Genomic DNA, 14,342 nt, shown 5'->3' on the forward strand with positions numbered 1-14,342 from the left:
TTACTGTTCTGACACATATGTCTCAAAGGCGGCGTTCGGTATGTGCGTCGCCTTTTTTGTGGGTACATACATCCATGAGGCTCAATCCCGAGTTAGGGGAGTGATCGTTATGGACAAAACTGCGTTCTTTACCATGCCGAGTGGCCTGTACGTGGTGAGCGCCGTGGCAGACGGGCTGCGTGCCGGCTGCGTTATCAACACAGCAGTGCAGGTGACATCCGCCCCGCCGCGCATCTCGATTGCCGTGAACAAGGAAAATGTCACGTCCGGCGTAATCGCATCGGCTAAGGCCTTTGCGCTGACCGTGATTGACCAGACCGCCGACATGCTCTATATCGGCAACTTTGGCTTCCGCACCAGCAGCGATTACGACAAGTTTGCCAAGTACGAGACCCACGAGACCGCTCTGGGCATGCCCTATGTGCCCGAGCACGCGGCGGCGCTGTTTAGCTGCCGTCTGATTGATACCGTGGACGTGGGCACGCACCTGCTCTTTATCGGCGAGGTGGAGGACGCCGAGCGCTTGAGCGGCGAGGCCCCGCTGACCTATGACTACTATCACAAGGTCTTGAAGGGCAAGACGCCGCCCAAGGCTTCATCGTATCAAGGCTAGAAATGTTCTAAAAATACTTGCATTATATTATTGAGAATCTATACTAATAAACGAAGTACATCACCAGTCGCGTTCGAGAGGAGAACATCATGGCTGAGGAGAAGAAGACGTATAAGTTTGTGTGCACCGTTTGCGGTTACGAGGTTGAGGTCGACACGCCCGAGCTGCCCGAGGATTACGTATGCCCGGTCTGCGGCGTCGGCCCCGATGAGTTTGAGCTCGTCGAGGAGTAACTCGTAGGCACACGGCGAAAGCCGAACATAGCTCTGTCCAAGGGCCCCGGTCGAATTCTCGGCCGGGGCCTTTTTGATTTATCTGACGGTTTAAAACGGCCTTACGTGTTACAGATTGAGACGTTATATCTGGACAGTCACGCCATCCCAATTACATCCCCGTTAGCAGCACGATGTCGAGAATCGTCACGATGGCACCGATTCCTACGAGCAGCGTGTTGAGCGGGCGTGAATTGGCGTATCTGCCCATGACGCGGCGCGAGCTGGTGAGCCGTATAAGCACGAAAACCGTGATCGGCAGCTGAAGCGACAGCAGCGCCTGGCTCCAGATGAGACCTTCAAAAGGATTTGGGACGACCAGACACGCCGCCACTGCGCCGACGAAACATGCCGCCACCCCAATCGAGGAATGTCGGTCGTGGATGTCGTATTCCTCGTCGAACATGCCCGCGGTGATGGTGCCTGCCGCCATGCCCGCCGTCACACTACTCGAGAGGCCCGCAAACAGCAGCGCCACCGCAAAGATAGTCGAGCTCGCCGGGCCCAAGATGGGGGAGAGCGTGGCCGCTGCGACGGCGAGGTCGTCTACGACAATGCCGTGCGCAAAGAAGGTCGTTGCGGCCAGGATGACCATGGCCGAGTTGATTGCCCAGCCCACGCCCATCGAAAAGAGCGTGTCGAAGAGCTCATAGCGCAGACGCTCTTCGATAACTTGCTCGCCTTGGCCTTCGAAGTGCATGGATTGGATGACCTCGGAGTGCAGAAAGAGGTTGTGGGGCATAACGACCGCGCCCAGGACACTCACGATAATCGCGGCCGAGCCGGTGGGCATGCTGGGCGTAATCCAGCTTGTGGCGGCTTGCGGCCAGTCGACCTTGACCAGCGCAAGCTCGGCCAAAAACGAGAGTCCTACCACGCCCACGAAGGCAATGATCCACCGCTCGGCGCGCTTGTAGGAGCTCGTCATGAGCATCGCCATCGATGCCGCCGCCACGATGACGCAGCCTGCGCGCACGGGCAGCCCAAAGAGCATTTGAAGGGCAATCGCGCCACCCAGGACTTCGGCCATGGCGGTGGCGATGGTCGCGAGATAGGCACTGGCGAGCACCGTGCGCCCGACGAAGCGGGGGAGGTAACGTGTCGTGGCCTCGGCAAGACAGGCGCCCGTGGCGATACCCAGGTGCGCCGCATTGTGCTGCAGCACAATGAGCATAATCGTGGACAGTGTGACGATCCACAGCAGCGCGTATCCAAACTGCGAGCCCGCGGCCATATTGGAGGCCCAGTTGCCCGGGTCGATAAAGCCGACGGTCACGAGCAGCCCGGGGCCGATATGCCGCGCAATGTCTAGGCCTCCGTGACCGCCGGTGCGTCGGGAGCCAAAATGTTGTTTGAGATGGTTGAGCATGGTGCGCTCCTGTGTGCCGTTTGTTTGACGCCGCAAAGGATACCCGTTTTAGGCTCAAAAGTTAACTATGACTAACAAAATAGTTGTATTTGAATGGGGTGGGGAAAGGGGGTTGCCGAAATGTCTTGATCTGTAACAACTGGGGATGGAAATTGGGTCTAGGTGTTACAGATCAAGACAGGAAGAAATGGTCCTATGGAAAATCTCGATCTGTAACAGCTGACCGCCAAAACTGACCCTTCGTGTTACAGATTGAGACATTCGGAACCGTCTCTCGAAAACATCTTGATCTGTAACAGTTAGTCGTCGAAATTGGGTCTTACTGTTACAGATTGAGATGTTTGAAGCAGTGAGCTTACAGGCCGAACTTGGGGCCTATGTTGTCGCCCTTGAGGTCGGCGGTGTCCACTCGTAGGGCGCGCGTTACGCGATTGTTTCGAAACGGGTGGGAAACACAACGGGCCGGCGATGCTCCTAGTATGCCTAGTCAACTGACTGTCTAAATATCTAGGGGAGGATCGCGATGCAGGCAGATTCCGCTCAGCAGCAGGGCCTTTATCGCCCCGAATTCGACCACGATGCATGTGGCATCGGCGCACTTGCCGATATCAACGGCGAGCGCCATCACCAGATTCTGGACGATGCACTGTCCATTCTGGTCAACTTGGAGCACCGCGGCGGCACGGGACTCGAGAAGAACACCGGCGACGGCGCTGGCATCCTGTTCCAGGTTCCGCATCACTTTTTCCGTAAAGAGGCCCAAAAGTGCGGCCAGATTCTGCCGGCAGAGGGCGACTATGGCGTGGCCATGCTGTTCTTCCCGCAGGACGACAAGGGCGTAGAGGATGCCCGCCGCGTGTTTGAGGAGGGCTGTGCCGAGGCCGGCGTGCCGCTGCTCTTTTGGCGCGAGGTGCCGGTCGATCCGCACGACCTGGGCGAGACGGCCCGCGCCTGTATGCCTACCATCCTGCAGGCCTTTCTGGGCCGTCCCGACGACACGCCGGCGGGCGACGCCTTTGAGCGTCGCCTGTACGTGTGCCGCCGCACCATCGAAAAGAAGGCCGACGCCGAGTTTGCCCTGCGCGACAAGATCTTCTATGTGTGCTCCATGAGCTCGCGCACCATCGTGTACAAGGGCATGCTGGTCGCCACGCAGATGCGCCGCTTCTTCATCGACCTCAACGACGCCGCCGTCAAGACGGCCGTGGCGCTCGTCCACTCGCGCTACTCCACCAACACCACGCCCAGCTGGGAGCGCGCGCACCCCAACCGCTTTATCATCCACAACGGCGAGATCAACACCCTCAAGGGCAACGTCAACTGGATCCGCGCCCGCGAGCCCAACCTGTACAGCCCCGTGCTGCAGCACGATCTTGAGCGCGTGATGCCCATCATCAACCGCGAGGGTTCCGACTCCGCGATTCTGGATAACGTGCTCGAGTTCCTGGTCATGAACGGCCGTCCGCTCACGCGTGCCGCGTCCATGTTGCTGCCCGAGCCGTGGGATCACAACGACAGCCTGAGTGAGGAGCGCCGCGCCTACGACGCCTATCAGTCCATGCTCATGGAGCCGTGGGATGGCCCGGCGGCCATCGCCTTTACCGACGGTCGCACGCTGGGTGCCGCCCTCGACCGTAACGGCCTGCGTCCCGCCCGCTACTATGTGACGCGCGACGGCCGCTTTATGCTGGCGAGCGAGGTGGGCACCATCGAGGTGAGCCCCGAGAACATCCTGACGAGCGGCTGCCTGGGACCGGGCCAGATGCTCGAGGTCGACTTTGCCCGCGGCCGCGTGATCTACAACGACGAGCTGCGCGCCCGTTACGCCAAGGAAAAGCCCTACCGTGATTGGATTGCCGAGGAGACGCTGACGGTCGACGCGCTCGACAAGCCCGCCGCGGCGACGCCCGCCGAGGACGACGAGGTGCCTACCGCCGTGCGTATGGCCAAGCTCGGCTATCACTGGGATGATGTTGACGAGGTCGTGCGCCCCATGGCCCAGCAGGGCAAGGCACCGCTCGCCTCGATGGGTATCGATGCGCCGCTGGCCTGCCTGTCCAAGAAGATGCGTTCGTTCTTTGACTACTTCTATCAGCTGTTCGCCCAGGTCACGAACCCGCCGATCGACGCCCTGCGCGAGCATATGGTCACCTCGACCACGCTCTACCTGGGCAACCACGGCAACCTGCTCGAGGATTCCCGCACGGCCTGTCAGCTGGTGCGCTTGGAGCGCCCGCTGCTGAGCGAGGAGGAGTTCGACCACATTTGCGCGATTGACCGTGTTGGCTTTAAGACCCGCCGGTTCCGTGCCGTGTACCGTCGCGACGCGGGTGAGGGCGCGCTGCAGGCTGCGCTCAAGCAGCTTGCCGAAGACGTCGAGGCTGCGGTTCGCGATGGCGTGAACATCGTGGTGCTGAGCGACCGTGCCGCTGCGGGCGAGGTGCCCGTGCCGTCGCTGCTCGCCGTGGGCTGCGTGCACAACCACCTGATCCGTGCCGGCGTGCGCACCTTTGCCGATATCGTGGTGGAGTGCGGCGATGCCGTGTCTCCGCACGACTTTGCGGCGCTGGTGGGCTACTCCGCAAGCGGTATCTACCCGTACAACGCGCATGCGTGCATCCGCAATCTGGCGGCACGCGGCGACTTGGACGTGACGGCCGAGCAGGGCATCGCCAATTACAACAAGGCCGCGACGGCGGGCATCGTCTCCATCATGTCCAAGATGGGCATCTCCACGGTGCAGAGCTACCACTCCGCGCAAATCTTTGAGGCCGTCGGCTTTACGCCGGAGTTCGTCAACGCGTACTTCGCTGGCACGGTGAGCCGTGTGGGCGGTATGGGCGTTGAGGACGTTGAGCGCGAGCAAAACGAGCGCTACGACGCCGCGCTCGCTATCCTTAAGAGCCCGGCTCCCGATCAACTGCCCACGCTGGGCCTGACCAAGTGGCGCCCGCTTGGCGGCGAGGATCACCTCATCGATCCGCAGACTGTCTACTTGCTGCAGACCGCCTGCCGTGAGGACAGCTACGACACCTTTAAGGAGTACAGCGCCCGCCTGCACCGCACCGGCCGTGCCGTTCGCCTGCGCGACTTGCTCGACTTTAATGCCAACGGTCGCACGCCGGTGGCACTCGACGAGGTCGAGCCCGCGCTCAACATCGTCCGCCGCTTTAACACCGGCGCCATGTCGTATGGCTCCATCAGCAAAGAGGCACACGAGTGCATGGCCATCGCCATGAACCGCCTACACGGCCGCTCCAACTCGGGCGAGGGCGGCGAGGACCCGCGTCGCGAGACCCCGCTGACCAACGGCGACTCCAAGAACTCCGCGATCAAGCAGGTGGCAAGCGCGCGCTTTGGCGTGACGAGCCGCTACCTGTGCAGCGCCTTCGAGATTCAGATCAAGATGGCCCAGGGCGCCAAGCCTGGCGAGGGTGGCCACCTGCCCGGAAAGAAGGTCTACCCCTGGATTGCCGAGGTCCGTCAGTCCACGCCCGGCATCGGCCTGATCTCGCCTCCGCCGCACCACGACATCTACTCCATCGAGGACCTGGCAGAGCTGATCTTCGATCTTAAGAACGCCAACCCCGGCGCTCGCGTGTCGGTCAAGCTGGTCAGCGAGGCCGGTGTCGGCACCATCGCCACCGGTGTGGCCAAGGGTGCCGCCGACAAGATCTTGATCAGCGGCCACAACGGCGGCTCCGGTGCCGCGGCGCGTGATTCGATCTGGCACGCCGGTCTGCCGCTGGAGCTTGGCCTTGCCGAGGCCCAGCAGACGCTGCTGCAAAACGGCCTGCGCTCGCGCGTGGTGCTCGAGGCCGACGGCAAGCTCATGGACGGCACCGATGTCGCCGTCGCCTGCTTGCTGGGCGCCGAGGAGTTTGGCTTTGCGACCATGCCGCTCATCTCGATGGGCTGCCTCATGCAGCGCGACTGCCAGCAGGACACCTGCCCGGCCGGCATCGCTACGCAAAACTGCCGCCTGCGTCGCGGCTTCCGCGGCAAGCCCGAGCACGTTGAGCACTTTATGCTCTTTGTTGCCGAGCAGTTGCGCGAGGTCATGGCGAGTCTGGGCTTCCGCACCGTCGACGAGATGGTCGGCCATCCCGAGTGCTTGCGCCAGATCGAGGTCCCGGGCAACCGCAAAGCAAACCTGCTCGATCTGTCGCCCGTGCTGGCGAGCGCGACCTGCGAGTTCGGTGCGCATATTCCGGGCGCCGACGGTCGCCACTTCCTGCCGCAGATGGCCGCGGACAGCGAGCTCGACAAGACGCTCGACTCCACGTTGTTTGTGCCCTATACGGCCGATGCCCGTGCGCACCTGCGTCCGATTCGCTTCCGCGCCGATATCGCCAACGTCAACCGCTGCGTGGGCACCATCTTGGGCAACGCGGTGACCAAGGCGCATCCCGAGGGCCTGCCCACCGGCTCCATCACCATCGATTGCGACGGTTCGGCCGGTCAGAGCTTTGGCGCCTTCCTGCCGCGCGGCATTACGCTCAACGTGTGCGGCGACGCCAACGACTACTTTGGCAAGGGCCTTTCGGGCGGCGAGGTGTCGGTGCGCCCCAACCCGCATGCGACCTACAAGTTCGACGAGAACATCATCGTGGGCAACGTTGCGTTCTTTGGTGCCACGAGCGGGCGCGGCTTCATTAACGGTCTTGCCGGCCAGCGTTTTGCCGTGCGCAACTCCGGTGCCACCGTGGTGGTCGAGGGCTGCGGCAACCATGGCTGCGAGTACATGACGGGCGGTCTGGCGCTCATCCTGGGCGAGGTCGGGCAGAATTTTGCCGCCGGCATGACAGGCGGCGTGGCCTACGTTTTTGACCAATATGGCACGCTCGACGCCCGCGTGAACCACGAGAGCGTTGAGCTCAAGGCCCCGACGGCCGGCGAGCTGGCGCAGATTCGCGAGCTTATCCAGGAGCACGTGGACGCGACGCAGAGCCCGCGCGGCATTAAGTTGCTCTACAGCTTTGAGACGATGAGCAAGCACTTTGTGAAGGTCATTCCGACCGAGTACGAGCGCGTGCTGGCGATTGTCGCCGCCGCCGAGGCCGTGGGCAAGACGCATGCGCAGGCTGAGGAGCTGGCGTTTGACATTGTGACCGGTCGCGCGAGCGCCGCGGATGTCGCTCGCTTTGATGTCGCGGGCGGTGCTGCGGACGCTGCGTCCGTGGCTGCCAGCTCTGTTGCTTCGACCAAGAAGGAGGCGTAAGTGCCATGGGTAAGCCCGGTGCTTTTCTTGATATCGATCGCGTGACCCACGAGCTTCGCCCCGTGGAGGAGCGCAGCCATGATTTTGATCCGCTGTACGTGGAGCTCGACGACGACGCGCGCCGTGCCCAGGCGAGCCGCTGCATGATGTGCGGTGTGGCGTTTTGTCAGATGGGCGCGAGCTTTGGCAAGGCGCGCCCGAGCGGCTGTCCGCTGCACAACCTGATTCCCGAGTGGAACGAGCTGGTGTACCGCGGCCGTTGGGACGAGGCTGCCGAGCGCCTGTCACTCACCTCGCCCATGCCCGAGTTCACGAGCCGCGTGTGCCCGGCGCTGTGCGAGGCCGCATGCAACCTGGGCTCGGTCGATGGCCAGCCCACGACGATCCATGACAACGAGCGCGCGATTAGCGACCATGAGTGGGCCAACGGCGGTCCGCACCGCTTTGAGCCGGCAGGGGAGGGTGCACCCACGGTTGCCGTGGTGGGTTCCGGTCCCGCTGGTCTGGTGGCAGCATGGGAGCTTGCGCGTCGTGGCGCCCGCGTGACGGTGTTTGAGCGCGACGACCGCCCGGGCGGTCTGCTCATGTACGGCATTCCCAACATGAAGCTCGAGAAGTCCGTGGTCGAGCGTCGCGTGGCGCTCATGCGCGAGCTGGGCATTGTGTTCGAGCTGGGTGCTGACGTTGCGAACCCTGCGGTGGCGGCCAAGCTCAATGACTTTGACGCCGTCGTGGTGGCCGCCGGCGCCCGTGCTCCGCGTGGGCTTTCGGCTGCGAACATTGATGCTCCGGGCGTAGTGTATGCCGTGGACTACCTGACGGCTTCGACCGTCTCGGTGCTCGATGGCGACGAGCCCGCGGTGAACGCGCGCGGCCTGGACGTTGTGGTCATTGGCGGCGGCGATACCGGTAACGACTGCGTGGGCACCGCGGTACGTCAGGGTGCGCGTAGCGTGCGCCAGTTTGAGTTCTTGCCGGCGGCGCCTGATGCGCGCGCGGTGAGCAACCCCTGGCCGCAGTGGCCCAACGTGAAGAAGACCGATTACGGCCAGCAGGAGGCCATCGCTGCCATGGGCGGCGAGATGCGCGCTTGGGGTGTGGATACGCTCGAGGTACTGTTGGACAAGAAGGGCGCGGCCGCGGGCCTGCGCGTGGTCGATCTGGATTGGTCGGCTGGCAAGCCCGAGCGCATCGCGGGCTCCGAGCACGAGGTGCCGGCCCAGCTGGTGCTCATCGCCTGCGGCTTTACGGGTCCCGAGCATGGCGTGTTCGACGCCGTTGGCGTGCCTGTTGCCACCGCTGGTCGTCCGCTGCCGGTGATGGCTGCCGAGGGCTCGCACCTTGCGGCCCGTGTCGACGGCGTCGCCGCGGATGCCGCGCCGGTGTATGTGGCGGGTGATGCTCGCAACGGCAGCTCGCTCGTGGTGAACGCCATGGCCGATGCTCTGGCCTGCGCAGCCGAAGTCGCCGATGCGCTGGAGCTGTGAGGTAGTCATTTAAGAACGTCGCCAATGACTAGTCATTTTTTGTCTAGTCGTTGGGGACACTCTTTGCGAGCGATTTGCTCGTTTGTCGACGCGCGAGTGTCCATTCGGCGTCTTCTTGAGCTGTGGTGCTCTGCTGTTTCTGTGATGGCCGGGGGCGTTTGGCTCAAAAGGACGGGTTTGCCGTCTATGTTTACCTGCGGTTTTGTTGCGGTGCGCATTTTCGGTCAAGCATCCCGTCAAGTGTTTGGTCAGCATCTGGTTTGCAGCCGGAGGCCTATTTTGCCCGCGCTGGTCGTGGCTGCCCACCCTCCTCGTAAGCTCAAATTGAGGTCCATCAGTTTGAGGAGGATGCCATGACTGACCACGCTTTAGACCGAGCGCAGCTAGCCGAAGCCGTCGGCAACGATATTGCCGACATGGCCCATTTTTGGATGCTGCGGAAGTTCCAGTTTTTGGAGCCGGCGCGCGAACAGTTCGAGATCATTGTCGACCCGTGGCTCAGCTATTGCACTGAGCCTTCGCAAAACGAAATCATGGCCTACAACATGGCATTTACCGATTGGCTGCTCTTCGAGCGCCCTTATCGCCATGGCAAGACGCTGCTCGAGCTGTATGTTGAAGAGCCGCCGACATCGCTTTCGCCTGCCTCGCTCAAGCGGCTCGAGCAGGTACGCGACACGCAGTATTTCTCGCGCTTTGGCATTTTGGACAAGGATCCTGCGACTGGTATGGTCGCGCTGAAGGACACGCGCACCGACCGTCGCTTTGATGTCTACGACCCGCATATCGTGCAAAAGGAGCATTGGAGCGACGGCGCGATTGCGGTGCGCCTCGCCTGCGTCGACGATGTCTGGCTGACGGCGGGACAACTCTATCTGTATGACATCGCACGCCTGAGTGACACGGCGGTCGATGGGCCTGGTGCGGTGCATCCGGAGGACCTGCAGGATGGCTTTGACACCTCGTGCATCAGTTTCTTCTTGCGTCTGGTCCGCGACATCATGGGCGCCCAGGGGCGGTACGTAAAGTCGCTCAACATCTACGAGCAGGAGTGGGAGTAGGGGATGGACCTGGCGTTGTCCTGCCTTGCCTTCTGTCTTTATGTCTCGATCTGTAACGTTTAGGGACAAAAAACCGGTCTACCTGTTACAGATCGAGACGAATGCTTGGGCGCCGTTGGTTTGTCTCAATCTGTAACGTTTAGGGGCCTGGAGAACGTCTTACTGTTACAGATCGAGACGTTCGGCACCTGGTTGGGGGAATGTCTCAATCTGTAACATCTACAGGCTGAAAGTCGACTTTGCTGTTACAGATTGAGACAAAGGCTGGAAGCGGTGCCGAAAGATCTAAATCTGTAACAACTAGAGGCTCAAAGACAGTCCTCCTGTTACAGATCAAGACATTTGTCAGCGGAGGCAACGGTGACGATGGTCCATTTGTCTGACGTGGTGGTGATGAAAGTGTCTAATACCGTTTCCAAACACAAACATACGACTCGCAACACGTTGGCGCGGAATAGGATGCTCGCGCGGCTCACGGAGACGACCGAGCAAGGTGCGCTGCTTGCAACGCATGACAGCACCGAGCTCATGTGGCTACGGCGCCATGTTGGAACCGACGATATCGCGGAGCTCGAGCCTTACCTGTTCTGTTTTCAGCATGATTGGGATGCATTGACGCCGGCGGAGCGAGCGCTGAGGACTATCAAAGGGCTTGCGGAATTTCATCCCGATTGGGCGTTTTGGGGCTATGACGCGGCGCTTTTGTGGGGTTTGGAGGTGCCGAATGATCTGCTCGGGCCGCGTTATCTTGTTAAGACGGGTTGTTCGGTGACGTTGAGCAACGGGTGCAGGTTGTTGCGTCCGCAGATGGCGGGCGCGCTCGAGCGCGTCGACGGCGTGCGGGTGACGTCGTTTTGGCGCACGGTGGAGGATTGTCTGCTGCGTGCGCCGTTCTCCTACGGGTTGGCGATTGCCGATTCTGCACTGCGGGCGAAAGGCGTATCACGTGGGGATTTGTGCGAGCGCCTCCACGCCGATTGCGAGGGCAGGCGAGGGTATCGCAGGGCACAGGTGATTGCGTCGTATGCGGACGGGCTGTCCGAAAACGGCGGCGAGTCTCGCTTTCGGGCGTTCTTTATTGCATACGGTTTTCCGGTGCCAGAGTTGCAGGTGGAGTTTCGTGATCCGCTCGATTCGAATCAGGTATTTCGAGTCGACTATTTCTGGAGGCTCGAGGACGGAACGTGCGTGATTGGCGAGCTCGATGGAAAGGGAAAGTATACCCTGCAGGATGGTGGGGATCGGGAGTCGGTCGACCCATTCGTGGCAGAACGTCAGCGGGAATCTCATTTGACAATGCTCGGGCATAAGGTGCTTCGGTTTACGTTTAACGAACTCAAAGACCCGGGGAAGCTGGTCGAGAAAATGAGGCTGGCGGGTATTCCTCGGCAGGCTGAATTGGCTGAGGAGTGGAGACGCCAGTGGTATGGGCACTGAGAGGTTTTGTCTCGATCTATAACGTTTAGAGGTTGTTTGAGTCCGTAATTGTTACAGATCGAGACAAACCGGTGAAACATCGACCGAATGTCTCGATCTGTAACATCAAGGGGCCCAATAACCCTGCACCTGTTACAGATCGAGACATTCCCTGGTGTCGCTGGGGTGGGGCTGTAACGTATTCCGTCCCTCACATCCCCTCTTCCTTCCGTTGACCGATATGCTCGACTTTAGGTCGCTGCATTAGGTGATAATGGACAAATGTTCATGTTAATCGTGAGGGAGGAGCTCGATATGACGTCTGCTGATCGTTCTACGCTGTTTATCAATGCGACCATTCTGGATGGTTCGGAACATATGGAGCCGCAGCCCGACATGGCCGTGGCCGTTGAGCGCGGTGTCATCACGTGGATGGGGCCGAGTGCTGTGGCGCAGGCTCCGGCGGGTGCCGAGGTTATCGACCTGGCAGGTGCGTATCTCATGCCCGGTCTCATCAATATGCACGTGCACTTGTGTGGCTCGGGCAAGCCTGTCTCGGCCGGCAATGCGGGAGCGCTGATGAAGAAACTCGATAATCCCGTGGGCCGTGCCATCGTCCGCCGCATCCTCAAGGGCAGTGCCCAGCAGCAGCTGGCAAGCGGCGTGACCACGGTGCGCGGCGCGGGCGACCCGCTGTTTGCCGATCTTGCCGTGCGCGATGCTATCGATGCCGGCAAGTATCAAGGTCCTCGCCTGGTGGCGCCGGGAACGGGCGTTACGGTGCCGGGCGGCCATGGTGCTGGCTTGTTCGCCCAGGTGGCTAACAGTCCCGCCGAGGCAGCCGAACAGGTGCGCGACCTATATGCGCGCGGTGCCGACGTCATCAAGCTGTTCGTAACGGGCGGTGTGTTCGACGCGACCGAGGTGGGCGAGCCGGGCGTGCTGCGTATGCCGGTGGAGGTTGCCGCGGCGGCGTGCAAGGCTGCGCACGAGGTGGGGCTGCCGGTCATGGCTCATGTCGAGAGCACCGAGGGCGTGAAGGCCGCGCTTGAGGCCGGCGTCGATACGATCGAGCACGGTGCCCCGATGACGCCCGAGATCCTGGAGCTGTACCGCGGCGCCGCGGGCACGCAGCTCGAGGGGCGTGCTCCGAGTGTGACCTGCACTATCAGCCCGGCACTGCCGTTTGTGTTGCTCGACCCGGAAAAGACTCATTCGACCGATACGCAAAAGAAGAACGGCGACATCGTGTGCTCGGGTATTATCGAGAGTGCTCGTGCGGCGCTGGATGCCGGCGTTAAGGTGGGCCTTGGCACAGATTCGAGCTGCCCGTTCGTGACGCAGTACGACATGTGGCGTGAGGTGGCCTATTTTGCCAAGTATGTCGGCATGAGCAACGCCTTCGCGCTGCATACGGCTACGCAAGTCAACGCCGAGCTGCTGGGGCTGGGCGGCGAGACTGGCACGATCGAGTGCGGCAAGGCCGCCGATATCCTGGTGACGCGCAAGAACCCGCTCGATGACCTGTGCGCACTGCGTGAGCCGACGCACGTGATGTGTCGTGGTGATCTGGTGCGCAAGCTCAAGGTGAAGCGTATTCCCGAGGTGGACGCCGAGCTCGACGCGATTATGGCCATGCCTGCCGAAGCGCTGGCTGAGGAGCTGGCTCGCGACGGCGTGGCGTAGATGAGACAAAGGGACAGCTCCGTTGCCGCATACAAAAAGCCGAGGTCTCAACACGAGGCCTCGGCTTTTATTTTGTCCTATGGTGTAGCGGCTAGGAGCGCGTCTCCATCTTGGCGTGGCACTTGGGGCAGGTGACGCGGATCTTGCCCTTGCCCTTGGGAACAGAGAGTATCTGGCCGCAGTTGGGGCACTTGAGGTATGCCGTGGTCTTGCGACCCTTCCACATCTTCTTGGCCGTGCGCTTGGCACGCTCAAAGTCTTCCTTACTGGTGCCGGCTGCGCGTGAGGTGCTGGCCGCTGCAGCGCCGCCGCCCAAGCTGGCGACGAACTTGCCCAAGCCGGGAACATTGGCGGTCGCGGCGACAAAGGCCTCGTTCTCCTTGTGACGTGCATCGATATTTTTGGACAGGCCGCGCAGCACGCCAATCACGATTACGGCGATGGCAATCCAGCTGAGCCACTGGATGCGGGCTATCGATCCGATCATCGCGATGACGATGCCGGCAAAACCCATCACGATGGTGAGCTCATCGGCGCCATTGCGGCCCTTCATAAAGTCATTCATGCAAATTGCCTTTCGTTCGATATGCTGCACGCCTTTATACCCGATTTAGAGCAAGGGGGACAGGTTAATCTGCACCAATGTGGTGCAAACGTACCTGTCCCCAATGCCCCAATTACTTGGAGAGTTTGTCGACGACGCGTTCGATTTCGGCGAGTTTGGCGGCTTTGAGGTCTTCGTCGCCCGATTCGATTGCCGAAGTCACGCAGCCCTCGATATGCGCCTTGAGCACGTCGGCGTTAATGCGCGCGAGGAGCGCCTGTGTGGCCATGAGCTGCGTGGAAATATCGACGCAATAGCGGTCCTCATCGACCATCCGCAAGATGCCGTCGATCTGGCCGCGTGCCGTCTTGAGCATGCGGGTCACCGATTTGTGGTCTGCCATCATGGCGGGTCCTCGTTTCTGGTCGGGGTGCGCGTGGGTCGTTACGCGGCGGTTACGGACAGGGCGTGGAACTTCTCGCCGGCGCCCTCGACGGCGGCAGCGAGTTGCTCAGCGGTCACGGTGTCGGCGCACTCCACCTGGACGGTCTGGGTCTCGTGATCGGCGTCGGCGTCGGTCACGCCGGCAACGTTGAGCAGTGCCGTCTCGACAGTAGCGTCGCAGTGGCCGCACATAAGGCCGGAAGTCTTGATTGTGTAACGCATGGGTGTA

At 61.4% G+C, this 14,342-nt stretch carries 11 protein-coding genes; 7 read left to right on the top strand and 4 right to left on the bottom strand.

Going from position 1 to position 14,342, the window contains the following annotated elements; genetic code table 11:
- Positions 1-109 precede the first annotated feature (109 nt).
- The gene (locus AB5758_RS06575; RefSeq protein ID WP_346965378.1) at positions 110-613 is read left to right on the top strand and encodes a flavin reductase family protein; all 504 of its coding nucleotides are present in this window, start codon (positions 110-112) and stop codon (positions 611-613) included.
- Between the two features lie 89 nt (positions 614-702).
- Entirely contained in the window at positions 703-846 is a 144-nt protein-coding gene (locus AB5758_RS06580) for a rubredoxin-like domain-containing protein (protein ID WP_006235327.1), read from the top strand.
- Positions 847-997: 151 nt separating this feature from the next.
- Here the strand turns inward: AB5758_RS06580 and AB5758_RS06585 are convergent, their stop codons facing one another.
- The gene (locus tag AB5758_RS06585; RefSeq protein ID WP_346965901.1) at positions 998-2,254 is read right to left on the bottom strand and encodes an Nramp family divalent metal transporter; all 1,257 of its coding nucleotides are present in this window, start codon (positions 2,252-2,254) and stop codon (positions 998-1,000) included.
- A 523-nt stretch (positions 2,255-2,777) separates the two neighbouring features.
- Here AB5758_RS06585 and gltB point away from each other — a divergent pair.
- From gltB to AB5758_RS06610, 5 genes are all read left to right on the top strand, one after another.
- Complete coding sequence (gene gltB / locus AB5758_RS06590; protein WP_368141527.1) at positions 2,778-7,475, top strand: glutamate synthase large subunit; 4,698 nt, start codon at positions 2,778-2,780, stop codon at positions 7,473-7,475.
- 5 nt (positions 7,476-7,480) lie between these two features.
- Complete coding sequence (locus tag AB5758_RS06595; protein WP_346965296.1) at positions 7,481-8,962, top strand: glutamate synthase subunit beta; 1,482 nt, start codon at positions 7,481-7,483, stop codon at positions 8,960-8,962.
- A gap of 353 nt (positions 8,963-9,315) precedes the next feature.
- Complete coding sequence (locus tag AB5758_RS06600) at positions 9,316-10,023, top strand: hypothetical protein (RefSeq protein WP_346965295.1); 708 nt, start codon at positions 9,316-9,318, stop codon at positions 10,021-10,023.
- A 375-nt stretch (positions 10,024-10,398) separates the two neighbouring features.
- Positions 10,399-11,460: a hypothetical protein gene (locus tag AB5758_RS06605; protein ID WP_368155446.1), complete on the top strand. Its 1,062-nt coding sequence runs from the start codon at positions 10,399-10,401 to the stop codon at positions 11,458-11,460.
- A gap of 267 nt (positions 11,461-11,727) precedes the next feature.
- Positions 11,728-13,125, top strand: coding sequence for an amidohydrolase family protein (locus AB5758_RS06610; protein ID WP_368155447.1), 1,398 nt, complete (start codon positions 11,728-11,730; stop codon positions 13,123-13,125).
- Positions 13,126-13,216: 91 nt separating this feature from the next.
- Here the strand turns inward: AB5758_RS06610 and AB5758_RS06615 are convergent, their stop codons facing one another.
- From AB5758_RS06615 to AB5758_RS06625, 3 genes are all read right to left on the bottom strand, one after another.
- Positions 13,217-13,690 carry a hypothetical protein gene (locus AB5758_RS06615; RefSeq protein WP_368141530.1) on the bottom strand — a complete coding sequence of 158 codons (474 nt, stop codon included), beginning with the start codon at positions 13,688-13,690 and terminating at the stop codon, positions 13,217-13,219.
- 112 nt (positions 13,691-13,802) lie between these two features.
- Complete coding sequence (locus AB5758_RS06620; protein ID WP_229066831.1) at positions 13,803-14,072, bottom strand: metal-sensing transcriptional repressor; 270 nt, start codon at positions 14,070-14,072, stop codon at positions 13,803-13,805.
- A 41-nt stretch (positions 14,073-14,113) separates the two neighbouring features.
- A complete protein-coding gene (locus tag AB5758_RS06625; protein ID WP_006235338.1) occupies positions 14,114-14,335 on the bottom strand; it encodes a heavy-metal-associated domain-containing protein in 222 nt (73 codons plus the stop codon).
- Positions 14,336-14,342 lie beyond the last annotated feature (7 nt).

The sequence above is a fragment of the Collinsella aerofaciens genome (assembly GCF_040926405.1).
Taxonomy (GTDB): Bacteria; Actinomycetota; Coriobacteriia; order Coriobacteriales; family Coriobacteriaceae; genus Collinsella.

Excerpts from the sequence above, each read along its gene's own strand:
- AB5758_RS06580 (WP_006235327.1), top strand. The coding sequence starts at position 703 with ATGGCTGAGGAGAAGAAGACGTATAAGTTTGTGTGCACCGTTTGCGGT.
- AB5758_RS06600 (WP_346965295.1), top strand. The coding sequence starts at position 9,316 with ATGACTGACCACGCTTTAGACCGAGCGCAGCTAGCCGAAGCCGTCGGC.
- AB5758_RS06575 (WP_346965378.1), top strand. The coding sequence starts at position 110 with ATGGACAAAACTGCGTTCTTTACCATGCCGAGTGGCCTGTACGTGGTG.
- AB5758_RS06620 (WP_229066831.1), bottom strand. The coding sequence starts at position 14,072 with ATGGCAGACCACAAATCGGTGACCCGCATGCTCAAGACGGCACGCGGC.
- AB5758_RS06625 (WP_006235338.1), bottom strand. The coding sequence starts at position 14,335 with ATGCGTTACACAATCAAGACTTCCGGCCTTATGTGCGGCCACTGCGAC.
- AB5758_RS06585 (WP_346965901.1), bottom strand. The coding sequence starts at position 2,254 with ATGCTCAACCATCTCAAACAACATTTTGGCTCCCGACGCACCGGCGGT.
- AB5758_RS06610 (WP_368155447.1), top strand. The coding sequence starts at position 11,728 with ATGTTAATCGTGAGGGAGGAGCTCGATATGACGTCTGCTGATCGTTCT.
- AB5758_RS06615 (WP_368141530.1), bottom strand. The coding sequence starts at position 13,690 with ATGAATGACTTTATGAAGGGCCGCAATGGCGCCGATGAGCTCACCATC.
- AB5758_RS06595 (WP_346965296.1), top strand. The coding sequence starts at position 7,481 with ATGGGTAAGCCCGGTGCTTTTCTTGATATCGATCGCGTGACCCACGAG.
- gltB (WP_368141527.1), top strand. The coding sequence starts at position 2,778 with ATGCAGGCAGATTCCGCTCAGCAGCAGGGCCTTTATCGCCCCGAATTC.